Source organism: Thalassotalea fusca, assembly GCF_053485835.1.
The window spans coordinates 42,822-67,721 of record NZ_JBQRUN010000017.1; the positions used below are offsets into that span (position 1 = coordinate 42,822).

Consider the following 24,900-nt stretch of genomic DNA (forward strand, 5'->3'; position numbering starts at 1 on the left):
GTGATTCGCTAAATTAGACGTAAAAAAACGCCCATAAGGGCGTTTTTTTTTGTAAAATATTGGCGAATTAATCTAAAGAGGTGATTATGGCGTTAATAGATTGTCCCAGCTGTCGAAAAAAAATATCCGATAAGGCAAAGTCCTGCTCTCATTGTTCAATAGATCTTGAAAATATGGATGAGGAAAAATTAGCTACGCTTCGAAAAATCAACCTTATCAATGAATCTCAACGGTTGATGTCTTTTTCATTTGTAGCAGTATTAATGTTTTGTGCCGGAATACTCGTACTTAATTGGTATAACGCGCAACCGGGTTCTTGGGAATACTTAGCGGCGTTAACTAGTTCAATCCTTGGCTTTGTCATCTATATTATTATTCGAGTAAAAATATTGATCTTAAAACGTGGTAAAAAAGCATAATGGATATAATATCAACAGTTAAACACATGTCTGAGGATATGTATCTTCGTATGAAGCACGCTGCGGAAACAGGGAAATGGCCAGAAGGTACGCCCGTTGAACAGGAACAACGGGATATGGCGCTACAAATTTCAATGGCTTATCAGGCGATACATCTAGACTCTAATGAAATGCTGACTATCGGCGCGAACGGAGAGATGGTGCATAAATCAAAACGCGAGATTAAAGCAGAGTTCGTTAACGAAGAAAAGGCTGATAGCCAAGATATTGCCAGGTTTACTCATTTATGATTTTTGACAAGTTATTCAAGCCTAAATGGCAACATAAAGATAGTAGCGTACGAATTGAAGCGATTGAAACGTTGCTCAGTGTTGATCAACAAGACAATGTTGAAACTCTAAAATGGTTGGTTGAAAATGATGAAGTAGACCTTGTAAGAAGAGCAGCACTTATAAAACTTAATGCATTTGAAGAGTGGCTAAATGCTGCGCAGTTCAATTCGTGCCAAAAGACAAAAGCGTTTGCGGAAAAAAAGGTCGAAAACATTGTATTTGGCCAAGATAAATCAATTACATTAAGTGTTCAGCAAAAATTTACCTTATTAGATAATGCGCTAAAGCCTAGTTTCATTGAGGCATGGCTTAACGTAGAAGATGATCCCAATTTGATCATTACACTTTATGAAAAACTTGAAAAACCACAATACAAGCTAAGAACATTCGCGGAAAAAGCGACTCCCGCAGTACAGAGTTACTTGGTAGAAGCAACAGATGACGTTGCTACGCTCGAAAAAATGTTAAAAAAAGCATGTGCTGACGACGTGGCGAGCTTAATTCAACAAAGAATAACGGCCATATTAGAAGAGGCAAATAAGCCTAAAGTTTTGACGAAAAAAACACAGCTTACTTTATCTAAGTTACTGGCCTTAAGAGAAGAATCTGACTATGAAGTTATGCTGGCTAAGCGAGCGAATTTAGAGAAAGAATGGTTAAGTTTAGTCTCTGATTTTGACTGTTTAGATAATGCTAATGAATTTGAAGCAAAGTATAGCGATATTAACGCACAGCTAGATAAGGTTTTCTCGCATAAAGCTGAAGCATACGAACAAGAAAAAATAGCCAAACAATTAGCTAAACAAAAGCAACAGCAATATAACGAATTCTTGCAAAAGCTAGAACACATTCAAAGCAGCATCACTGATGCAATTTTTGAAAATGTAACGCTAGATAACGTTGAAGTAAAACAACAGCTTGGGATGCTAAGTCAAAGCGTTAAATCATCTTCGATTGATCAGGAAAAGCAAGAGCAACTTATTGAATTGGCTGATTCGTTGGTTTCCAAGCTCGACAATTTATCTGAAATCGCTGCTTCGGTAACGCAAGCAACTCATTTAATTGCCAAAGCTAGTCAGCTTTCTCATGCAAACGAATTGTCAGAATTTAATGAAAAGTTTGCGCAATATTCTCAATGGCAAAAACAATGGCAGTCAGTAGTAGAAGTGGCAGAGGGCTATTTGCCGCAAGCTGTATTAGACGCTCATAAACAAATTGCAGCAGATTGGCAGAGTAAGTCTGAACCATTTCGAAAAGAACAACAAAAACTGTTTCATGTTGTTAAAAAGAAATTTGCCGATATTAATCGTTTAATTAATTCCGGCAAGTTCAACGCGGTCTTTGGTATTTTTAAAAAAGCATCGCGTCAATATTCGTTACTTAGCGAGCGACATCAGCAATCATTGAAAAAAGAACTCGACAAATTTAGCGAAAAAATTGACGAATTAAGTGATTGGGAACATTACGTTGCTACGCCTAAGAAACAAAAATTGCTAGAAGATGTCATTGCACTAGCCGAAACACCACTAGACAACCCTGTCAGTCAGTCTAATAAAGTCAAAGAGTATCGAAAGCTTTGGAATAGCTTTGGACACGCAGAAGACGACCTTGAAAATGAGCTTAACGACGCATTTAATCAAGCTTGCGAAAAGGCATTTGAACCGTGTCGTAAATATTTTGCAGAACAAGAAAAAATCCGTGAAAAAAATCTTGCTGTTAAACAAGCGATCATTGAAGAGGCACAAGTTCTAGCAAAGGAATTAGCTGACGAAGAAGATAAAGCGCTCGATACTAAATTGAATAAGTTAAAGCAACGTTGGCGTCAAAGTGGTGATATAGATCGCAAGCGTTATTTAGAGTGCAAAACAAGCTTTGAGCAAGCTATAGCGCCAATAAAATCTAAGGTGTATCAATACCATCAAGATAACGCGACTGCAAAACAAGCCTTAATTGCACAGGCGAAGCAAGCATTGGCTATGGACGATGTTTTTGAAGCGACGAACATAGTTAAGGGATTGCAAAAAGCGTGGGCTTCGGTCGGTTATAGTGGCGTTAAATTTGAAAATGACCTATGGCATTCGTTTCGTCAAGTAAATGACCAAGTGTTTGCCAAGCGAGATATCCAAAAGCAACAAGATGCCAGTTTACTGCAAACACAAGTAAACGATTGGCAAGCTCAGTTAGATGAACTCCTAAACATTGCACGTGAGCCAAGTATTAAAGTGTTTGATGAATCGCTTGAGCAGTTAAACGATTTACTTTACGCAGTTAAATCTAACAAGCATTCTGACAAGCAGTTGATTAATAAAATTTATGATGCGATAGAACAATTTAAATCTGAGCGAAAGAAAATTAAGTCAGCGCAACAAAAGTTACATTGGCAAACACTATTTGGTTTACTTGCCGATACCAGCAATGCATCGACGATGATTGATGAAAATGAGCGATTCGAACAGTTACCGACAACGTGGCAAAAAAAGTTACTGCAGGCAAACAAAAAAGTAGACGCCATGTCTTCAGATAATGAATCTCGTCAGGATAAATTGCTTAAGCTTGAAGTATTAGCGGGTGTAGAGTCGCCTAAAGCGTTGCATGAAAACCGAATGAAAGTGCAAGTGGCACTTATGCAGGAACAAATGACATCAGGAAGTACTGTAGATTTAACACAATTATTATTTGATTGGTTAACATATGTTGATTTTTCAACGATAAAGCCTGATGAAATCGAGCGTTTACAAAAAATTTATGTAAACAAGTAATTGCCGAATTAAGTGCTAATTAGCAAGTGTTTTAGGTGAACCTTTTGCCTAAAGCACTTGCCTTAATACTTCAGAAATTACCGGAATGACTGATGCAATAAGTAAGGTTGCCATCGTATAGTTAAACCAAGCCCTATGCGCTTTATTCTTTAATAAGTCTCTCAGAATATTGCCAAAGATCATCCAAACGCCCACACAGGGAAATGATACGACAAAAAAAGCGAGAGCAATGACGATAAACTGGTAACTTAAGTCTTCTCCTGCTGTACTAAACGTTGCAATTGCACCTGTTGCTACGATCCATGCTTTAGCATTTATCCACTGAAACAATGCACCGTTCATAAATGTTAGTGGTTTAACATCTGCGTTTGTAGATATATCGCTACTTGAATTGGCGATCATCCAAGCTAAATAGAGTAAATATGCTATTCCTATACACTTTATGATTAAATGTAATTCAGGAAATAGCGTAAACAACTGCGCAAATCCTAGCCCTACGAGCAACAACATAACCGTAAAGCCTACACATATCCCCGTTAATAATGGCAAGCTTCGTTTTATGCCAAAATTTACGGTAGAAGTCATCACCATAATGTTATTTGGACCCGGTGTAATAGACGAAGAAATAGCGAACAATGATACTGCGAGTATGTATTCCATATAAATTAGCATTGTTGTGTACAAGAATTAGCTGATGCTAACTGGCTTTTTGTTAAGGTTAAAGGTTTTTAGTTGATTATTTTGTGCTTGAAAAGTAACGAACTACTACTGAGCTTAACGAATAGCTCAACTAAAACTACGAGTTAAACATAGATTCATTGCTATAGTTATACCAATCCGCATAAGAAATTGCTCACTTAGCGAGAATTTAAAGGTTTAGAGACAAGGCATTGATTGCAAAGAGTGGTTGTTCTCGGCAACTGCGTCCTGCGTTGCCCTAATGTCCCACATCCATGTGGGAGCCTTGTTAAAATCAATAACGCAGCATATAAGCCTTTATAACTCGCCCTTTAGGAGTTCTTTATGCGGGTTGGTATTACATCGTGTCTTGGGAGGTAGTATGAGATTAATCTTTTTACTTTGGTGGTTTTCATTATCTGCGTTAGCTACGCCATTAAAAGTAACCCTTGTAAATCCCTCCATACCCGGTACACCATTTTGGGATCGGGTTACGGCAATTGCGTATGCCGCTGCCAATGATTTGAATATCGAATTGAGCGTAGTCTACGGTAGAGACAATCGTATCTTTAATCACAAGACAATCGAACAGCTTGCTTTCTTAGAGCAAAAACCTGATTACGTCGTACTCATGCCTTATGGGGGAAATGCTAAAGTTTCTTTTGATGTTTTGGAAAAGGCAAAGGTTTCATTTATAACGATGGAGCGAACTTTACATTACGACGAACAAACTGTTGTAGGATTTCCTCAAGAAAATTATCAATACTGGCTAGGTGAAGTTTACCACGACAACACACATGCTGGCTTACTTCTCGCTAATACGCTAATTACCAAAGCGAGTCATTTATTAGATAAAGATTCTTTAACAGCAATAGGTATTTCGGGCAGTTTTAGTGGCGAATCTGAACAACGAGTAGGTGGTTTCATTAAAAGCTTATCGCAATATCCAGATGTAGAACTATTGCAAGTAGTTCCAGGGGGATGGAGCAGGGAACGCAGTCGAGATATTATCCATCAACTTGCTAGTAGATATGGCGAAATCGACATCGCTTGGACCGCGTCAGATGGTATGGCGCTTGGCGTACTTGATTCTGCTTCAAGTTTACATAGTCCAATAAAAAATCGCATCATTACTGGTGGAATTGATTGGACGAGTGAAGCTGTACAAAAAATTAAGTCTGGCCAAATGACAGCATCAGTTGGAGGGCACATTATGCAAGCAGCGTGGGCTTTGATAAAAATACATGATCATCATGGCGGCCAGCCTGTGTTTATTAAAGGTGACGGAACGCCCCCATATTATTTGGAAGTGATTACGGCAGATAATATCGATTCATATGATTTTTTAGCCCAACAGGTTGATTGGAGCTTAGTAGATTTTAAAAAATTCTCATTATTACACCCACCAAAGAAAACAGCTCATCGCTTCAAATTTTCTTTGGTGGTTGAGCAAATCAACGCTATTACCGAGCAAAAAAGATAACGAAGTAAACGATGAATGCTATGAAAGCTCACCACGTAAATTTTGTTTTATTAATTCACGTACTTTATCAACGGTGTAATTTTGGCTTAGCAAATAATGTAATTTGGTTAAGGTGGCTTCAAGCGTCATATCACCACCACTAATGACACCACATTTACTCAAGGAAGCGCCAGTTGCGTAGCCACTCATATTAACCGTTCCTTTGATACACTGACTACAATTTACGATAACAATGCCGTTGTCATGCGCCTTCTTTAAACATGCAAGTAGTTGTTCATCTTGAGGTGCATTACCAACGCCATAACTGCGTATAATTAACGCCTTTACTGGTTGCTGAATAATGTTTTCAATAACTTGGACACTGATACCAGGGTATAAATGAACAACACCAATAGGTTGAGGTGTAATATTGAGCACTTCGCAAGGCGCTTCTCTTTGTTCGTTTAATGTACCTTCAACCAATTTAATGTTGATCCCAGCTTCCAACAAAGGTGGTAAGTTAGGGGAATCAAACGCATTAAAGCCATCCGCGTACGCTTTTATTGAGCGATTACCTCTAAACAGTTTATTGTTAAAGAACAAACTTACTTCATTAATTGGGAATTTATCCGCTATGTACAGAGAGTTTAATAAATTAACCTGTCCATCTGAGCGTAATTGACTAAAGGGGATTTGAGACCCTGTAACTATGATAGGCTTAGATAAATTCTTGAACATAAATGACAAAGCGGACGCTGTGTATGACATGGTATCTGTACCATGCAAAACAACAAAACCATCGTAGTCATCATATTTTTGATAAATATCGTCAGCAATACGTTGCCAATCACTAGGCGTCATATTGGATGAATCTATTAACGGACGGTATTCATTAATTGTAAAGTCTGGCATTTCTTCGCGATGAAAGTCTGGCATCGCGTTGATTGAGTCGGAAAGGTGCCCTTTAATTGGGATATAACCGTCTTCACTTGCCATCATACCGATTGTTCCGCCTGTATATGCGACGTATATTTTCTTTTTCATATGGTTCAACTAATAAAAAGCCCCGAATTTCGGGGCATAAGATAGTTAATTTATTTCACATGTCAAACATAATGAGTAAATGCCTTGGGGATCATTAAACTTATCAAGATGATTGAGTTCTTGTTGAAGTTGAAGTAATAATCCTTGAATAGGGCCTGTAGTCGTTAGTTCTTCTTGAGGGAAATAACTTTCAGCGGTATTAAATAGCTGTCTTAAAAATGCATCAGTCGATGACATTTCTTTTTCTACCAGCCAAGTATCATAATGTTTAAGTCCGGCCAAGTTTGCAGCAGCGTCAACGGCGTCATCAATATTACCGAGTTTATCGACAAGTCCTAACTCAACGGCTTTTTTGCCTGTCCACACACGCCCTTGTGCAATACTGTCAGCTTGCTCCAGTGTCATGTTGCGGTTAGTGGCGACTAGGGTAATAAAATCTCTATAACCCTTATTGATGTTCATTTGGATGATGCTACCAATACCGTCAGGAAGAGGGCGCGTAATGCCAAAACCAGCCATCTCAGTCGTGCCCACACCGTCAGTATAGATGCCTAACTTACTTAAGACATTTTCGAATGTCATGAACATGCCGAATATGCCAATAGAGCCCGTAATAGTTGTTGGCGAAGCATAAATTTCATTTGCAGATGCTGAAATCCAATATCCGCCAGATGCAGCATATGTACCCATTGATGCAACCACTGGCTTGCCAGCTTTTTTCAGTAATTCAACTTCCTGACGTATAATTTCAGAGGCATAAGCGCTACCACCAGGGCTATCAACTCGTAAAACAACTGCCTTTACTTGGTCGTCGTTACGGGCTTTACGTAAGAGCTTGGCTGTACTGTCTCCACCTATATTACCCGGTTTTTGTGTACCGTTTAATATCGTGCCTTTTGCAACGACAATAGCAACTTTATCACCTGGCGCTTTTGGTAATGGGAAAGGGGGTTTAATTGTGCGTAAATAGTCGTTAAACCCAATATGGCTGTACGTGTCTGCATTCTTTGATTGCCCCACCTCATCCACTAGGCTGTCAATTATTTGCTCACGTGTCTTAAGTTGGTCGACCCAGCCATTGTCTAATGCGTATTTAGCTACATCTCCACCGGTAGCTTCTAGCTTCTTAACAATAGCCTCAGTTGTTTCGTCGAAATTAGACTCAGGAAACTCACGCTGCTGTGCAACATCTACTTTATATTGTTGCCATAGTTCATTTAACCACGCCTGATTAGCTTCTTTCGCTTCTTCTGACATGCTGTCACGCATATAGGGTTCTACAGCAGACTTATAAGTACCTACGCGGAATATATGTTGGCTAATATCAAGTTTTTCGATGGCTGATTTGAAATAAAGTTGATATCGCCCGTAGCCGTCTAATAATAACCAACCATTTGGATTCATCCAGACTTCGTCGGCGTAACTTGCAAGGTAATACTGGTTCTGTGAAAACTGATCGCCAATAGCGATAACTTTTTTTCCTGATGTTTTAAAATCTTGTAGTGCTTCGGCAACTATTTTTAGTTTAGTAAGACCGCTACGTCGCATGCCATCAAGTTTTAATACGATGAGTGGGATTCTGTCGTCATTCTTAGCATGTTCGATAACATCGACAATATCTTCCAGAAGTACTTCAACCCGTTCAGGTTTTTGATCGAGTGCTTCCGACATGATGCTGTCTAATGGATCAATTTCATACTTTTGCTCTACAACGTCACCTTTAATATTTAATACCAATGCTGCGCTGTTAGGAACAACAACAGCTTCTTCTTCAACACTTATGGCTATCACAAATAACAATAAGATTGTGAAAAATACAAAATTAATGATGACTTTTCTTAGCGTATTCAACAAACTAAATAATCTTGCCATAAGTCCTTTTGGCTTTACTTCAATTTCACTCATATACTATTACAACTATTCCGCGGTTATACATATAGACAAGTATATGCTACTGAATATTGCCACGAGAAAGTAGATAAAATTGTAAATAAATACATATTTTCAACGATAATGAAATTATGTTGCTCGAATCGGGTTCTTATCTTTCATATTTTATGAGAAATAGACGTTTATGAAGTTATTTAATATTTACCATTCGCTAGCCAACCGTTCTTTTCATGTTAAATCGATATCGGCAACATTATTACGCCTATATCTTGCGCCAATATTTATTATTGCTGGTTACAGCAAAATGAATATGTCCAACCCAGATGTTGGTGGATTTAACCAGTTGTTTGCCAGTCAAGACATCGTCAATTGGTTTGGCAATAGTGAGTGGGGGTTGGGGTTACCTTTTCCAGAACTTTTAGCAAACTTGGCAGCTTGGACTGAGTTTTTTGGCGGTTGGTTACTGTTGGTAGGTTTGTTAACGCGCTTTGTATCGATCCCGTTGTTATTTACGATGGTTGTTGCAGCAACCACTGTCCATTTAGATAAGGGCTGGTTTGCAATTACGCCTACCAATGTTGATGCTAGTCCCGCAAAAGTACTTACTTGGATCGGTATAGACCAAGCTAAAGTTAGCCTTAGCAATAGCGAAGCAACTCGCGTGCGCTTAAACAAAATGAAGGAAATTCTTGACGAAAACGGGAATACTGAATGGCTTTATGAAAATGGCAATATCGTCGTGCTTAATAATGGGATTGAGTTTGCGTCGACTTATTTTATTATGTTGCTGGTTTTAATAGGAATTGGTGGTGGACGATTTACTAGTGTTGACTATTACTTATATAATCATTGGATTCGACCCAAACTAGAGAACAAGTTGTAGTAACTTTCTTGAATTAATGGACATAATTAAATTTTTAACCACGCGACAATCTAATCCGTTATTAACTACGCCAGCGCCTGCGTCAGAACAAATTGAACAGATACTGTCTGCTGGCATGCGCGTTCCAGATCATGCTGGTTTAACGCCTTGGCACTTTGATGTAGTGGCAGGTGCTGGACTTGATAAGTTAAGCTTAATTTTTGGCGAAGCTGTCGAGATTACAGGCGGTGATGACACGAAAATACAAAAAGCTAAAAATATGCCTTATCGTGCACCGTTGATTATCGTGGTTAGTACACGGTATCAACCGCATGACAAAGTGCCTGAAATAGAACAAAGTATAGCGGCGGGCTGTGCAGTACACGCGATGCAGATGGCTGCAACAGCGTTAGGATATGGAGCAATGTGGCGTACTGGCGCAATGAGTTACGATGCTAACGTGAAAATGGCGTTGAACATAGAAGCACATAATGACATTGTTGGATTCCTTTACATCGGCACAATGCAAAAGCAACTTCCAGTAAAGCCAAGTAGGGCATTTGCGCCACATGTGAGTTATTTGCGCTAGCTATTCATAACAAATCCATCAAATTTGTCATTATAACAATGACGGTAGCAAATTTATCGATCAAAAAAGCCCTTTAACTTAAGGGCTTTTCTATCACTGGATTGTTGCGCGTTTTGTTTAATATGCTGCGCTATTCGGTGTTCTTGGGAACGGTATTACATCTCTTACGTTTTGTACACCTGTAGCATAAGCAACAAGACGTTCGAAGCCTAACCCAAACCCTGAATGTGGAACTGTACCGTAACGACGTAAGTCGCGATACCAGCTATAGTCGACAGGATCTAAATTCATTTCTGCTAAACGTTGATCTAAAACATCTAAACGTTCTTCACGTTGGCTACCACCGATAATTTCACCAATACCCGGTGCAAGAATATCCATTGCGGCTACTGTTTTACCATCGTCATTCAAGCGCATATAGAATGACTTGATGTCTTTAGGGTAGTTTTGCAGTACCACTGGTCCACCAACGTGCTCTTCCGCTAAATAGCGTTCGTGCTCTGAGTTAAGATCGATACCCCAAGACACTGGATTTTCGAATTTTTTACCACAGCCTTTCAAAATTTCGATAGCGTCGGTGTAATCCATACGTACGAATTCACTGTTGATAACAGAATTCAAACGGTCAATAACTGTTTTGTCGACACGCTGTTGGAAAAATGCCATATCGTCTGCACGTTCTTCTAATAGTGCTTTAAATACGTATTTCAACATGTCTTCAGCTAAATCAGCGGCATCGGATAAATCAGCAAAGGCGATTTCTGGTTCAATCATCCAGAATTCTGCAAGGTGACGACTCGTGTTTGAGTTTTCTGCGCGGAAAGTAGGGCCAAACGTGTAAACTTTAGATAGGGCACTACAATAGGTTTCAACATTTAGTTGACCAGATACCGTTAAGAAGGTTTCTTTACCAAAAAAATCTTCGTTGTAATCTACATCGCCTTTTTCTGTGCGCGGTAAGTTTTCTAAATCGAGCGTACTCACACGGAACATTTCACCAGCACCTTCACAGTCGCTGCCTGTGATTAATGGAGTGCTTATCCACATGTAGCCACGCTCGTATAAAAAGCGATGTACTGCATGTGCTAGTGTATTTCTTACACGCGTTACTGCACCACCAATATTCGTACGTGGGCGCAAATGCGCATGCTCACGTAAGTATTCCAGAGAGTGGCGTTTAGCTGCCATTGGATAAGTATCAGGGTCTTCAACAAAACCAAGTACTTCTACATTTGACACTTGAATTTCGAATGATTGACCGTCGCCCGGTGATTCTACCAGGAGGCCTGTTACTTTTACCGATGCACCAGCGGTTAACTTAAGGACTTCGGATTGATAATTATCTAACTCATTAGGAACGATTGCTTGAATTGCGTCAAAACATGATCCGTCATGGATAGCTAAAAATGAAATACCCGCTTTTGAATCACGACGTGTTCTGATCCAGCCGTGTACGGTTATTTCTTCATTTACAGGGTACTTTCCTGCAAGTACATCAGTAATTGCGATAACTGACATTTATCAACCTCTTTGTCATTAAGTGTTATTCTAAATTTAGGGCTTGATATGTTACCTCGACAATTACGTTTAACAAGTAAAAGTTAATAAAATAAGGTAATTTGAAGGTAAAATATAAACTAACCAGTGTAATTTAAGTAGTTTAACAAATGTTGAATCGCAGAAAACGTGAAAATTTAGATTACCTAGTGCTGATAATGAAGGCACTCGCACTAACGGGCTGGCTGTTGTTCGTTATAGGCTTGGTTGTGTCTTTTTACGCTGCACCTGACGATGATTTTGGTTTATTGCGTCATCATGACATTGAGATTCGTTCTTACTGGCTAACGCCGCTAACCGGGTATCTCTATGTGATACTATGGTTTAGTGCGTTGCTCAGTTATTTAAGTATCACCATCAATCATTTTAGGTCTCGGCGGAAAGACGACAACCAACACTATAACTATTTGTTATTATTTACGATTGTTGTGTGTTGGATAATATACATCGCAAGAGATTTCACTTAGTTAATCCCCATCCAGCGAATTGGTGTTAGCTAAAACACTGTGGTATCGCCAATGCACTTTCAATACTTTCTACCAAATGTTTGATTTGCACATCGTTGATAATAAGCGGTGGCATAATATAAATCAGTTTGCCAAACGGCCTAATCCAAACACCTTGCTCAACGAAGTGCTTTTGTATTTCAGCAACATTTACGGCGGTTGTGGTTTCAACAACGCCTATTGAACCTAAAACGCGTGTTGAAGCAACACGTTCATGTTTATCTAAAGGTAGCAATGTGTTTTTCAACACAGATTCGATATGTTTAACTGTTGATTGCCATTCAGAACTAATAAGTAACTCGATGCTAGCGTTGGCAACAGCACAGGCAAGTGGATTACCCATGAACGTGGGGCCATGCATGAAGCAACCGGCTTCACTTTGGCTAATGACTTTCGCAACCTCATCGGTACAAAGTGTTGCCGCTAGCGTGAGATAACCGCCGGTGAGTGTTTTTCCTAGGCACATAATGTCAGGAGAAACATTAGCCCACTCGCATGCAAATAATTTACCTGTTCGGCCTAAACCAGTCGCTATCTCATCTGCAATAAACAGCACATCATAGTGTGTACATAATTCTCGTACTTTTTTTAGGTAGTTAGGATGGTAAAAACGCATTCCTCCAGTACCTTGTACGATAGGTTCAATAATAAATGCGGCGAGTTGTTCATGATGCTGGGCAAAATATTGTTCTAGCTCTGCTGTTGCGTCGGGTTGCCACTCTTGATAAAAGTCACAATTAGGGGCTGGAACGAATATGTTCTGCATTAATACTGAATCAAATAACTGATGCATACCAGTCACCGGGTCACAGACTGACATTGCTGCAAACGTGTCACCATGATAGCCATTTCTAACTGTCATCAGTTTATGCTTTTGTTTTTTCCCTTTTGCGTACCAGTATTGAATAGCCATTTTGATCGCTACTTCTACTGCAACTGAGCCACTGTCTGACAAAAACACTTTGTCTAATCCCTTTGGAGTTAGCGAGATCAATTTCTCACATAATGAGATTGCAGGTTGATGGGTTAAACCACCAAACATAACATGTGATACTTTATCTACTTGCGCTAAGAGCGCTTGATTAAGAGCGGGGTGGTTATAGCCGTGTAACACCGACCACCATGAAGACATACCATCAATTAATTTTTCACCTGTCGTTAGATGAATATATACACCACTAGCGGATTCAACCGGATAAGAAGGCAATGGATTTTCCATTGACGTATAAGGGTGCCATATATTTTCACGGTCAAAATCGAGCATTTTTGGTGTTATTTTGTTCATTTGTTAACTTTGGTTGTGTTTGTTTGTTGACATATCTTACGTGCGGCATAGACTACTCTTTTAGTTTTTATGTTTCAATTTTATTTAAAGGGTAAGTTACATGTCTCAATCATCAACAAATCAAGCCGTTGATAATGCCAATGTTCGTCACAATTGGACGACGAAAGAAGTTCAAGCATTATTTGATTTGCCCTTTAACGATCTAATGTTCAAGGCACAAACTGTTCATCGTCAGCATTTTAATGCTAATGAAGTACAGGTGAGCACTTTGCTTTCAATAAAAACAGGTGCTTGTCCGGAAGATTGTAAGTACTGTTCACAAAGCGCTCGTTACAAAACTGATATCGAAAAAGAACGTTTGATGGAAGTTGAAAAGGTACTCGAAGCTGCTCAACAGGCAAAAGCGCAGGGGTCTACACGCTTTTGTATGGGGGCAGCGTGGCGTAATCCCAAAGAGCGTGACATGCCATACGTACTTGAGATGGTTAAAGGTGTTAAATCACTTGGCCTAGAAACTTGTATGACATTGGGCATGTTGTCACCAGATCAAGCAGGACAACTACAAGAAGCAGGCTTAGATTACTATAACCACAACCTTGATACGTCACCTGAACATTATAACCAGATCATTACGACTCGTACTTATCAAGATCGTTTAGATACGCTTGACGCTGTGCGCGGCGCTGGCATGAAAGTATGTAGTGGTGGAATAGTAGGTTTGGGCGAGCAAGCAAATGATCGTGCCTCATTGTTAGTACAACTTGCTAACTTGTCACCGCAGCCAGAAAGTGTACCAATTAATATGCTCGTTAAAATTGATGGTACGCCATTGTCTGATGTTGAAGACTTAGATTCGTTTGATTTTATCCGTTGCATCGCCGTGGCACGCATCATGATGCCAATGAGTCACGTTCGCTTATCTGCTGGCCGTGAAGCTATGAACGAAGAAATGCAGTCTTTATGTTTCTTAGCAGGGGCGAATTCGATATTTTACGGTTGTAAATTATTAACAGCTGCGAACCCTGAAACAAATCAAGACATTCTGCTATTTAAGAAACTTGGTATTAATACCGAGACGATTGATAACAATATTGACGAAGCACAGGAGTCAATGGCGTTAAAAACTGCTATGGTTAATAACCAAAATGCTGATTTGTTTTACGATGCGGCCAACTAGAAATGACAGCATTCGACTGCTCAAGTTTTAGCCACAAAGTACAAAAACAACGTGACTTAAACCTTTATCGCAGTCGACGCAGTGTTGAAAATCAAGATGCACGACACATTATTATCGACGGAAAGCGCTACCTAAACTTTTCGTCAAACGATTATCTAGGATTGAATCAACACCCCTTAATTAACAAGGCGTTAGAGGAAGGTGTGGACAAGTTTGGTGTATGTTCAAGTGCTTCAAGTTTGGTTACGGGTTACCATTTTGCTCACCAACATTTAGAAGAACAGATATGCCAATGGCTAGGAAAGCCTAAATGTTTACTTTTTGGCAGTGGCTTTAGTGCAAATTACGGCGTATTGGAATCGCTAGGTAGCACAAATACCGCTTTTTGTTTGGATAAGTTGTCTCATGCCTCATTGATTGATGGAGCGCTTGCCAGTGGTGCCAACATCAAGCGTTTTCGTCACAACGACGAAGGTCATTTAAATAGCCAGCTGGAAAAACTAGATCAAGACGTTAAGCTAATTGTGTCTGAAGGTGTTTTTAGCATGGACGGTGACGAAGCAAATTATAGTGCGCTCGCAAATGCGGCCAAAAGACACAATGCCGGATTGTACATTGACGATGCGCACGCGATTGGTGTTAAAGGTGATATGGGCCAAGGCAGTGTTGCTAGTGAGCCCAACATTGACATTATTATGGCGACATTCGGTAAAGCTATTGCGACAAGCGGTGCATTCGTTGCGTGTAATGATGAAATTCATGAATATTTAGTGAATTTTTGTCGACATTATATTTATTCTACTGCAATGTCACCGGCGATTGCTTGGGCGACAAGTAAAAGCATAGACATAATACAAAAAGAACAGTGGCGACGTGAGAAAATAGATTATCTGAGCCAATTATTTTCTTCTTCGCTAGATAAGAGTATTAAATTGATACCTTCGCAATCATCAATACATGCAATGGTTTTAGGTGAAGAATCTCTTGCATTGAATGTTGCAGAAAGATTGAGAGAAGAACATGGAATTTGGCTAACAGCAATTAGGCCGCCCACTGTTCCAATTAACACATCTAGGTTACGCGTTACAGTAACGAGCGCGCATAAAGATGAAGATATCAAGCACTTGGTAGAAAGTTTACAAGAGGTTTTACATAAATGCCGGACTTAGTCCATCGCTATAAAATTGCTAAAACATTTGGTTCTGCAAGCCGTTCATATGATGTTTCTGCGCGTTTACAACGATACAGTGGTAAGCATTTAATGCCATGGTTACCTAACAGAAACGATTTAAAAGTATTAGATCTTGGATCTGGTACGGGCTTTTTTACCGATATTTTGGCGACGCGCTATCAGCTCGTTATGGGCCTAGACATTTCAACTAAAATGTTAAAATTTGCCCAGGAAAGCCGAAGCCAGGAAATTTCTTGGTTAGAGGCTGACGCTTTTAAGCTACCATTTCAAACGAATTCTCTTGATTTGATTTATTCTAATTTGGTTATTCAATGGTGTGAGCCGCTAGATTCAGTTTTAGCTGAGATATTCCGTGTATTAAAACCTGGCGGGTTGTTCATATTTACTACATTAGTAGATGGTACCTTGTTTGAGCTTAAATCTTCTTGGGCGCAAGTGGACGATGATAAGCATGTAATCGATTTTAAATCAGAAGTCGACATGGTAAACAAATTCGATTCTACAAATGCCAAACTACTAGAACATAATGTTCAGGACGTAGTGCTTGAATACGAGAATGTTTTACATTTGGTTCATGAGTTAAAAGGGCTAGGTGCTACGCGTGTAGTTAAAAAGCAAAACAAAGGATTGGGCGGGCGTGCTAAGTGGCTGCAGATGACAGAAAGTTATAAAGACTTTTTAGAACCTAACAATATATATCCGGCAACATATCGTGTGTTTTCTGGGATGGCTGTGAAGTTAAACAACTAAGATCTATGAAAAGACTATTTATTACTGCAACGGACACTGATGCAGGCAAAACACATTTTGCTCAAGCTCTTGTGTATAAATTAACACAAACTGGCAATAAAGTAGCGGTATTTAAACCGGTTTCTGCGGGGTGTGAGCTGGTAAATGGAGAGTTGATAAACGAAGACGCAAAACTCTTGATGGATATTGCAAACGCGGAGCAAAGCTATAACAGTATTAATCCCATCGCTTTTGAGCAGCCGATTGCACCGCATATCGCCGCTCAACAACAAGGCGTGTCAATAGAAGTTAATGATTTGATAAAGCACTATCAGCAACTAGTGGCAAAAAATGCAGACGTTATCGTGACTGAAGGCGCTGGTGGTTGGCGCTTGCCTTTAGGAAATAGTCGATACTTGTCAGAGCTTGCGCAGGAAACTCATCAAGCAGTCATTTTGGTTGTTAATATGAAGCTAGGTTGTCTTAATCATGCGCTATTAACTGCAGAGGCAATTCAACGTGATGGTCTATCTATTTGTGGTTGGTTTGCAAATATACAACATGACATGCCTTATTTAGAGGACAATATTGAACAGTTGAGAACATTGTTAGCTTGTCCGTTCATTGGGCGAACGATGTTTGAACCTGACATTAAGAAAGTCGCGGATCAAATTAACACCAGCGTTATACTGTGACGTACACGCGCGTATTTTAATAATAAAAACGGCACTTGTAGTAGGTGCCGTTTTTATTGGGTTTGTAGTTATGATTCCGTTATAGCAAGTGATCAACTACCGAACCACTTTCTACAGTAGTTTTGTTGCCGCCCTTAAATACAAATCCTTGCTCACCACCTATCAGTTTAATTTCCTCGCCAGTGACTTTAAGCGCAGTTCCTTCCACAATACCAATAATAGGCGTTTCACTATTAACCACCATGAATTCTGCTAATCGCTGTTCACGCGTTTCGCCATTAAATCCTGGGGGATTGAAGTCGGTGTAATGTGGATTGAGTTGGACGTTAACCAGTTTGAGCGCATCAAAGCTTGGTGGCTCAATGATTGGCATGTCATTTGTAGTCTTAATGGATAGTCCAGCAATATTAGAACCAGCGCTCCAGCCAATGTATGGCGTTCCCGCATTTACTTGCTCTCTAATTGTATCGACTAACTCATATTTATACAGTTCGTGTAATAGATGAAACGTATTACCTCCACCAACTAGAATTGCACTTGCGTTTTGTATCGCAGAACGCTTGTCCTCAAATTGATGCAAGCCTTTAACCGTAATATCTAGAGGTGATAGGGCGTTCTGTACACGTTCCAAGTACTCATCGTAGCTTATGGTAACACCTGCAAAAGGAACAAATAGTATTTCTTTAATGTTATTTAGATGTTCCGAAATCATTGGCAATGCGTGAGAAAGATATTCAGTACTCCCTACACGCGAACTACTTAGTAATAGTAATTGCTTTTCTGTCATTGTTATAAAACCTATTGTATTGTTTAATTTTTAGCGCACGCTTAAGCTGTGTTCGAATAGTTAATCGTATCAAATTCTTTATGCGGATTGGTATTAAAGCACCACTAATTTTTTCTATTTAATTCATTAAGACATGCGCTGGCAATAAAACCAGAACGAGTTTTGTAGGTTTCGGATTTGCTTACCCGATCATCAATACGTTTAATGAGTAATTCAGGCAGTGTCACATTGATTTTATGGCTCTTACCTAAGTACGGAAGAATATCAAATTCTATCAATGCCCATGTGCAACCATTGGTCATTTGATTATTTAGATAGTTATCAATCGATGATGCGTGAGGAATAGGTTCGCCGTATTCCGCCAATATACTTAAGTGATCGGCGATTGCTTGTTGCGCATTTTTCATCACTTCTTCAACCATACTCCCGGTAGTTTTACAGCCGGGAAGATCAGGAAAAGACAGCTCAAAGTTAGTGCCATTTTCTTGCGTAATTTTTGCGGGATAAATCATCTAACACGCCTCATATTTTAAATAAAACACATGGTAACTCTGATAACTCTGCCAGTCAATAGCTAGACAACTCCGGTAACTCTATTGTTTTGCATTGAAATAACCCTGCTAACCCTGTATCATTCGGTGGTGATAACTCTGACAACTCCATCTGGGTGTGGTGTGAGTATTTACTTATTCTCTTGAGCTCAGTTTTGTGTGGATAAGCGATTAGGGATATCCAACAACATGATCGGCCTTCTAGAGAGTTGTAGTAACTCTATAAGGAGATAAAGATTTGTAAGATGAAAAGGATTAAACGTTGGAAATATACGTTGATTGGTATTCGTTCTGATGAAGTTTAAACCTGAAATGGTTCTCAATATGTTGGCTTGTAATAGCATCACCACGTCGAAAAAGTGGTGATACTATCTGTTGTGAATGTTGTTATTCTACATTGAGCAACACACCTGAAAAATCGCTATAGGCGTGTAGACCAATATGAATTTCTTCACCGACTACGACATTAAGTGTGCAGGTTTCGTTGTTGCCTAATTTGTATGGTCGGCAATCCCAATCATTTTTAGTTGGCTGTACTGTTTTTTTAACATATAAATCACTGTCTCCCGTTCCTCCACTCATATTCACCGTAATCTGAGATTGATTAGCCGGAACTACATAGGTAAACCTAAGCCAGTCACCTTTGTTTGCAGTTAAGTTTGCTTTGGGAAAACCATTGTCGTTACCGACTGTTACATTGGCAGTTAAAGTGACACCACTGAAATCTGTATAACCTATAAGTGATACAAATACCGTATCAGGGTTGTTTACTGTTAACGTGCAGCTTTCGGTATTGCCATTCTTGTATGGGCGACAATCATAGTCTGATTTTGATGGTTCAGTGCCTAATCGAGCATAAAGATCTGCATCTCCCGTTCCTCCATCAATGTTGATTTCTACGATACTATTTGCTTCAGTCGCATTAATGTAGAAGTTTAAGATCTCGTCTTTACTACCAGCAAGGTTTGCAACAGGAACGCCTGATTGCAATTCGTTACTCGAACTACCATCACTCACACTAATGCTTTGTGAGTCAACATTCGTCGCCCCTTCATTGTCGGTAACAGTTAATGAAACATTATATGTTCCAGACGCGGCATATGAATGGTTGGCATTGATTCCAGTCGAACTAGAGCCGTCACCAAAGTTCCATTGGTAACTTGTGATTGTACCATCGGTATCTTGCGAACTACTTCCGTCGAAACTACAGACTAAACCTGAACAGTTGATTGATGCCTGTGCTGATGGAGGTATATTTTGGTTGCCTGAACCACCATCTCCATTAGGGGGCGTACCTCCAAAGTAACTAGATACTTGTGGCCAGATTTTATACATTTGAACACCTTGGTTTTCACAGCCACCAAAGTGATGTAGCGCGATAACTTTGTTTGAACTACTTGCTATTACCGGTGAGCCTGATGAACCGCCAATGGTGTCACAAAAATAGCCTGTATCGGTATTTGTGCCTCTGCCATTTGTCGTAGCGATATCAATCTGACAATGACCATTTGTATTTTGGTCGCTTTCGATTGCAAGTTCTTTAGGGTTACCTGAACCATGTTGTGCGATATAAATAAGCTCGCCTAATGTAGGTAAGCGTGTTTCTATTCCAAAATTGCCAAAGCTTTCGATTGTGTCAAAGTTGTTTACAGAGAATAGGGTGTAATCCAAATCATAGTCTGTTTTGAACAAGTCTTTACCCGTTACTTTTACTGTGCCTGCCTTAGTACTGCCACCGCAAGTTGTATTTTGATAATTAAACCATACTTCTGTATTACTCAATTCGCTCTGTGTTTCGACACAATGGTTGTTAGTAAACATGTAGTTTTCGCTACCTACACGCCAGCCAGTGCACAACCCACTTCCTGACATTAAAAGACGAGCGACAGGTCGCGTACGTTCGTACTCAACTGGGTGGCTCGTTACCCAACAAGCGACATCCTTTCGTTCGTTTACACCGCAGGTTGACTCAGGTGCTGCAACATTCGTTTTATCTATGGGATTAATAGCGGTAGTAAAACCCGCATTAATACGATCGATCTTAATACCGTGCTTCGATTGCCAATTTGCATCTGGCGGCATGATTAATTTGACGATGGCAGTATCACCAAAGATAGACATAGCTGAAAATTGATTTAATCCATTTTCTCCGTCATTTCCACTGAATGTAGCTGAGTCGTGTGCAATACCATCATAGGTATAACTTTCATTTCCTAGTGGATCTGAAACAACAACATAGGCGCCGTCAGGTAAATTAAAGTATTCAAAGTGTACTTTAATAAACGCCGCACCTGCATGAGAAACGACAATTTCATTTGAAGTGTCTTCTCCTTGCACTAGCGATTGAATAGGTGCTAATGAAAGTGACTTATTGATGGTGTCAGCAATTATCACCGGATTATCGTTTACGTTCTTAACTGAAGCATGGCTCATTAAACTAATAATGAGTGATATTAAAATACATCCATATCTAACCATGATTTACCTCCCTTAATGATGTGTGAAATTTGTGATGCTTCCATCACATCCAATGTAAACAAGATGTTTAAATGGTCGCGATAAAAAGGTTAGTACATAAACAATAAAACAACATAATTTTTACAAATATAAATAAAATTCTGTATGAAAAACTTCTGTTCTATCGGTGGATGAGCTTTTAAATCAGCATTAAGTTGTTGTTTAAGTAAGGTAAAACAGCTGTTCCGTGTTCTCACTTTATTCTCTGTAAAATTTTTTCAGATTAATTTGCAATTTCAAATAGCGTGTTCTAGGTTTAATTAAATGTTAATAGTTGTTAACAGGATGTGAGGTACGACTTCGCTTCACAACTGATTTCCTGCAAAGGTAAGTAAGATAGATTTACGCATTACTATCAACATTATGTTCGTACATTTTGGTTTTATTACTGAGTGATTAGCAGCTCGGCAATCACACAGTAATTGGAATTTACGGATGAATTTCAACTGCAGACGTTTATTACACGTCTATAAGAAACATAATTTTAAGGTAGAAAAATGAAACAAAATAAAGCGATCATGATAAGTGCCGTTGCAATGGCTGTTTTATCTGCAACTAGTGCCAACGCTGCGGAACGAAAACTACTTAGTGAACAAAACAATGCGATTGCAACTATTGCTCAAAGTAATCCATCGTTAATATCTGCTGCACCAAGTGACTTGATTCGACTAGAGGCTGGCAGTAGCCTTAAAGAAAAGAGAAAAATTACAATTCGTAATGGTGACCAAACGTTTCGTTATCAACAGCGTTATCATGATCTTCCTGTGATAAATGACGATGCGATTATATCTATTACCAGAAATGGTAAATTTAAACATGCGCATGGCTCAATTCTTGACAAAATCTCACAAGACATTACTACAACAACACCGTCAATCTCAGCTGACAATGCCTTACAGTCTGCTAAAGAACTCAGCCATGGTGCAGCACTTTCTCGAAGCATCGTAGAAATAGCGAATGAATCGTCAGTATTATCAATTTGGCAGGATGAAAATGACGTAGCGAGATTAGTGTACGAAGTGAGTTTTGTTGAATATGGTGACGAACCAGCACGGCCGTACTACATTATTGATGCGCATACTGGCGAAGTGTTGCATCACTTTAACAATCTACAAACAGCAGACGCGACTGGTCCAGGTGGTAACCAAAAAACTGGAAAGTATTTTTACGGTACGGATTATGGCCACCTCGATGTGAATCAGTCCGGTAACAACTGCACAATGACAAATTCAAATGTCAAAACAGTGAACTTGAATCATGGCACCAGTGGCTCTACAGCCTTTAGCTTTACCTGTCCAGAAAACACCACAAAAGAAATTAACGGCGCATACTCACCACTAAACGATGCCCATTATTTTGGCAATGTTGTTTTTAACATGTTTAATGATTGGTTTGGCGCAGCGCCATTAACTTTTCAATTAACCATGCGCGTTCATTATTCAAATAATTATGAAAACGCGTTTTGGGATGGATCTCAAATGACGTTCGGTGATGGGCAAAGTACTTTTTATCCATTAGTAAGCCTAGATGTTTCCGCTCATGAGGTGTCACATGGCTTTACCGAACAAAATTCTGGATTAGTCTATTCAGGAAAATCGGGGGGACTAAACGAGTCGTACTCTGACATGTCAGGTGAAGCGGCTGAATTTTACATGACAGGATCAAACGACTGGAAAGTAGGGGAGCAAATATTCAAAGGCAATGGCGCGCTTCGTTACATGGATGATCCAACACAAGATGGTCGTTCTATCGGCCACCAGTCTGATTACTCTTCAGGTATGGACGTACACTATAGCTCAGGTGTGTTTAATAGAGCGTTTTATTTATTAGCCACTACCTCTGGCTGGAATACTAAAAAAGCATTTGAAGTCATGACAAACGCAAATAAGAGCTACTGGACGTCAAACACTAATTGGGATCAGGCAGGTAACGGTGCTATGGATGCAGCCTGTGATCTTGGTTATGACACTGATGATGTAAAAGCAGCCTTAGCCACAGTAGGGGTAAATTCAAATGTAAGTTCTGGTAGTAGTTGTGGGACGCCAGATACCGTTACTGAATTACAAAATAACGTTCCTGTAACCGGAATCTCGGGTGCGTCAAAAGATCAAATGTTCTATAAATTAGAAGTACCTGCAACGGCTACAAGCCTTAGTTTCACAACAACTGGCGGTAGTGGCGACGCAGACTTGTATGTTAAATATGGTGCTAAACCTACGTTAAACGATTTTGATTGTGACAGTACCAGTTCTACGAGTAATGAAACTTGTGATATCACGTCGATTCAAGCGGGTACTTATTATGTAATGGTAGAAGCGTGGAATGCTATTAGCGGAGTGTCATTAACGGGTAGTTATGCGGAGGGTAGTGTAGATCCCATTGATCGTACGACTAATGATATTTCGATTGAAAGACGTAAGTGGTATAGAGAAACAGTTGATTTGCAAACGGGTTATTCCTCACTCACAGTTACCATTTCTGGTGGCTCAGGTGATGCTGACTTGTATGTGACCCATGGTTCGGAATCAACAACCAGTAACTACGACTGTCGTCCGTACAAATATGGTAACCAAGAAACTTGTACATTTACCAACCCAGCTGCGGGCACTTGGCACGTTGACATTCGAGGATACAGCGCAGCAAGTGGCGTTACACTGAATATCAACGCAAATCCGTAATTCTGCAATTCTAAGGATAAATGAGGGACTTTTGTCCCTCTTTTTCGACGCTACACGTAGTTCAAACACGTCTAGCGAAACTCCGTTCAAATTTACATAGAAGAATCAACATGAAAAAACTATCGATCGGCACACTTGTGATTGGTTTGTCAGTTTCCGTGCCATTATTGGCGCTAAATGCTGATAAACCTTTAGAATCACAGAAAATTAATCAGCAAAAAGTAAATAAGAAAATATCAAGTGATAGTAGCAAGGAGGAAGTGTGGATATCTATTGGCAATGACGCGGTCAGTTTAGTAGACAAAATGACTTCTGTACCGTTTGCCTTCAACAATATTCAACAGATACAACACATTAAACACACAGAATTAGACAACAATTCAGCCTTTTCCGGTCAAGCAGTTAATGTCGTAAGTATTGATAAGTCTGCTTTAGCTAAGTTAAGTGAGTTCATGCATGACAACTTTAAGCGCTGCGGTGGTTTTATCTTTCACAACTCTCTGGCCGAAGCACTAAAATACACAAAAAAAGCCGCTAGCATTTCTGCAACGCAGTCACTAATTAACTACACCATCGATAATCCGCAAGGGGTTAACTCACTACTAAATGAGTTATCTTCAGCAAACTTGGCTACCACCGTTAACACATTAAGTGGTTATCATAATCGTTACTACACTAGCACGACAGGGCAACAAGCTGCGATTTGGTTAAAAGATCATTGGACGTCAATTGCGAATTCGCGAAACGACATTAGTGTTGAGTTATATAACCATTCATGGCAACAATCTTCAGTTGTTGCAACGGTTACGGGGACAACCAATAGTGAAGAAATCGTTATTGTTGGTGGTCATTTGGATTCGATCAATCTTTCAAACCCAGCCGGTGGGCAGGCGCCTGGCGCAGATGATAATGCCTCGGGGATTGCGGTACTAACTGAAACTCTTCGTGCGATAGTTGCGAGCGAATTTAAACCCAAGCGTACCGTCAAATTTATAGGCTATGCTGCGGAAGAAGTTGGCCTAAGAGGTTCCGGTGATATCGCACAAGCTTATAAATCTCAAGGTAAGCAGGTTATAGGCGTCGCACAATTTGATATGTCAGGGTATAAAGGGACTTCTAATAAAGATATTGTGTTTATGACGGATTATACCAATAGTGCACAAAACACATTCATGACGCAATTGATCGATA

21 protein-coding genes are annotated in these 24,900 nt (G+C 39.7%); 13 read left to right on the forward strand and 8 right to left on the reverse strand.

Going from position 1 to position 24,900, the window contains the following annotated elements; translation table 11 throughout:
- Positions 1 to 86: 86 nt before the first annotated feature.
- Genes ACSLUK_RS16680 through ACSLUK_RS16690 form a run of 3 tightly spaced genes read left to right on the forward strand, consistent with a single transcriptional unit; the run spans position 87 to position 3,510 of the window.
- Positions 87 to 419, forward strand: coding sequence for a hypothetical protein (locus ACSLUK_RS16680; RefSeq protein WP_448549835.1), 333 nt, complete (start codon positions 87 to 89; stop codon positions 417 to 419).
- On the forward strand, positions 419 to 709 hold the full coding sequence (locus tag ACSLUK_RS16685; protein ID WP_448549837.1) for a YeaC family protein: 291 nt from the start codon (positions 419 to 421) through the stop codon (positions 707 to 709). Before ACSLUK_RS16680 ends, ACSLUK_RS16685 begins: the two co-directional genes overlap by 1 nt.
- Complete coding sequence (locus tag ACSLUK_RS16690; protein ID WP_448549839.1) at positions 706 to 3,510, forward strand: DUF349 domain-containing protein; 2,805 nt, start codon at positions 706 to 708, stop codon at positions 3,508 to 3,510. The genes ACSLUK_RS16685 and ACSLUK_RS16690 overlap by 4 nt, the downstream gene beginning before the upstream one ends.
- Before the next feature lie 48 nt (positions 3,511 to 3,558).
- Here the strand turns inward: ACSLUK_RS16690 and ACSLUK_RS16695 are convergent, their stop codons facing one another.
- A complete protein-coding gene (locus tag ACSLUK_RS16695) occupies positions 3,559 to 4,170 on the reverse strand; it encodes a LysE family translocator (protein WP_448549841.1) in 612 nt (203 codons plus the stop codon).
- 400 nt (positions 4,171 to 4,570) lie between these two features.
- Between ACSLUK_RS16695 and ACSLUK_RS16700 the strand changes: the two genes are divergently transcribed.
- Entirely contained in the window at positions 4,571 to 5,671 is a 1,101-nt protein-coding gene (locus ACSLUK_RS16700; protein WP_448549843.1) for an ABC transporter substrate-binding protein, read from the forward strand.
- An 18-nt stretch (positions 5,672 to 5,689) separates the two neighbouring features.
- On the opposite strand, the gene ansA is transcribed toward ACSLUK_RS16700, so the two are convergent.
- Both ansA and sppA read right to left on the reverse strand, forming a co-directional pair.
- Positions 5,690 to 6,694: an asparaginase gene (gene ansA / locus ACSLUK_RS16705; RefSeq protein ID WP_448549845.1), complete on the reverse strand. Its 1,005-nt coding sequence runs from the start codon at positions 6,692 to 6,694 to the stop codon at positions 5,690 to 5,692.
- Positions 6,695 to 6,739: 45 nt separating this feature from the next.
- A complete protein-coding gene (gene sppA, locus ACSLUK_RS16710) occupies positions 6,740 to 8,599 on the reverse strand; it encodes a signal peptide peptidase SppA (RefSeq protein WP_448549847.1) in 1,860 nt (619 codons plus the stop codon).
- Positions 8,600 to 8,768: 169 nt separating this feature from the next.
- On the opposite strand from sppA, the gene ACSLUK_RS16715 reads away from it, so the two are divergent.
- The gene (locus ACSLUK_RS16715) at positions 8,769 to 9,467 is read left to right on the forward strand and encodes an HvfX family Cu-binding RiPP maturation protein (protein ID WP_448549850.1); all 699 of its coding nucleotides are present in this window, start codon (positions 8,769 to 8,771) and stop codon (positions 9,465 to 9,467) included.
- Positions 9,468 to 9,483: 16 nt separating this feature from the next.
- Positions 9,484 to 10,035 carry an NAD(P)H nitroreductase gene (locus tag ACSLUK_RS16720; protein WP_448549852.1) on the forward strand — a complete coding sequence of 184 codons (552 nt, stop codon included), beginning with the start codon at positions 9,484 to 9,486 and terminating at the stop codon, positions 10,033 to 10,035.
- Positions 10,036 to 10,152: 117 nt separating this feature from the next.
- Here ACSLUK_RS16720 and asnS read toward each other — a convergent pair whose 3' ends face one another.
- Complete coding sequence (gene asnS / locus ACSLUK_RS16725) at positions 10,153 to 11,553, reverse strand: asparagine--tRNA ligase (RefSeq protein ID WP_448549854.1); 1,401 nt, start codon at positions 11,551 to 11,553, stop codon at positions 10,153 to 10,155.
- Between the two features lie 149 nt (positions 11,554 to 11,702).
- Between asnS and ACSLUK_RS16730 the strand changes: the two genes are divergently transcribed.
- Entirely contained in the window at positions 11,703 to 12,059 is a 357-nt protein-coding gene (locus tag ACSLUK_RS16730) for a hypothetical protein (protein ID WP_448549856.1), read from the forward strand.
- Positions 12,060 to 12,084: 25 nt separating this feature from the next.
- On the opposite strand, the gene bioA is transcribed toward ACSLUK_RS16730, so the two are convergent.
- Complete coding sequence (bioA, locus tag ACSLUK_RS16735; protein WP_448549859.1) at positions 12,085 to 13,383, reverse strand: adenosylmethionine--8-amino-7-oxononanoate transaminase; 1,299 nt, start codon at positions 13,381 to 13,383, stop codon at positions 12,085 to 12,087.
- Between the two features lie 100 nt (positions 13,384 to 13,483).
- Between bioA and bioB the strand changes: the two genes are divergently transcribed.
- The 4 genes from bioB to bioD are packed head-to-tail and all read left to right on the forward strand — an operon-like array spanning position 13,484 to position 17,176.
- Complete coding sequence (gene bioB, locus ACSLUK_RS16740) at positions 13,484 to 14,560, forward strand: biotin synthase BioB (protein ID WP_448549861.1); 1,077 nt, start codon at positions 13,484 to 13,486, stop codon at positions 14,558 to 14,560.
- A 2-nt stretch (positions 14,561 to 14,562) separates the two neighbouring features.
- On the forward strand, positions 14,563 to 15,729 hold the full coding sequence (bioF, locus tag ACSLUK_RS16745) for an 8-amino-7-oxononanoate synthase (RefSeq protein ID WP_448549863.1): 1,167 nt from the start codon (positions 14,563 to 14,565) through the stop codon (positions 15,727 to 15,729).
- Positions 15,717 to 16,502: a malonyl-ACP O-methyltransferase BioC gene (bioC, locus tag ACSLUK_RS16750; protein ID WP_448549865.1), complete on the forward strand. Its 786-nt coding sequence runs from the start codon at positions 15,717 to 15,719 to the stop codon at positions 16,500 to 16,502. The genes bioF and bioC overlap by 13 nt, the downstream gene beginning before the upstream one ends.
- Positions 16,503 to 16,507: 5 nt before the next feature.
- A complete protein-coding gene (gene bioD, locus ACSLUK_RS16755; protein ID WP_448549867.1) occupies positions 16,508 to 17,176 on the forward strand; it encodes a dethiobiotin synthase in 669 nt (222 codons plus the stop codon).
- Positions 17,177 to 17,255: 79 nt separating this feature from the next.
- Here the strand turns inward: bioD and pepE are convergent, their stop codons facing one another.
- The 3 genes from pepE to ACSLUK_RS16770 all read right to left on the reverse strand — a co-directional run bounded on the left by pepE (position 17,256) and on the right by ACSLUK_RS16770 (position 20,992).
- Positions 17,256 to 17,963, reverse strand: coding sequence for a dipeptidase PepE (pepE, locus tag ACSLUK_RS16760; protein ID WP_448549869.1), 708 nt, complete (start codon positions 17,961 to 17,963; stop codon positions 17,256 to 17,258).
- 104 nt (positions 17,964 to 18,067) lie between these two features.
- Positions 18,068 to 18,475 (reverse strand): type II toxin-antitoxin system HicB family antitoxin, encoded by a 408-nt coding sequence (locus ACSLUK_RS16765; RefSeq protein WP_448549871.1) that lies wholly within the window; start codon positions 18,473 to 18,475, stop codon positions 18,068 to 18,070.
- Between the two features lie 426 nt (positions 18,476 to 18,901).
- Entirely contained in the window at positions 18,902 to 20,992 is a 2,091-nt protein-coding gene (locus tag ACSLUK_RS16770) for a PKD domain-containing protein (RefSeq protein WP_448549873.1), read from the reverse strand.
- Between the two features lie 536 nt (positions 20,993 to 21,528).
- Between ACSLUK_RS16770 and ACSLUK_RS16775 the strand changes: the two genes are divergently transcribed.
- Both ACSLUK_RS16775 and ACSLUK_RS16780 read left to right on the forward strand, forming a co-directional pair.
- A complete protein-coding gene (locus ACSLUK_RS16775) occupies positions 21,529 to 23,709 on the forward strand; it encodes a M4 family metallopeptidase (RefSeq protein ID WP_448549875.1) in 2,181 nt (726 codons plus the stop codon).
- 110 nt (positions 23,710 to 23,819) lie between these two features.
- Positions 23,820 to 24,900 (forward strand): M20/M25/M40 family metallo-hydrolase (locus ACSLUK_RS16780; RefSeq protein ID WP_448549877.1); only part of this gene is annotated, 1,081 nt, incomplete at its 3' end.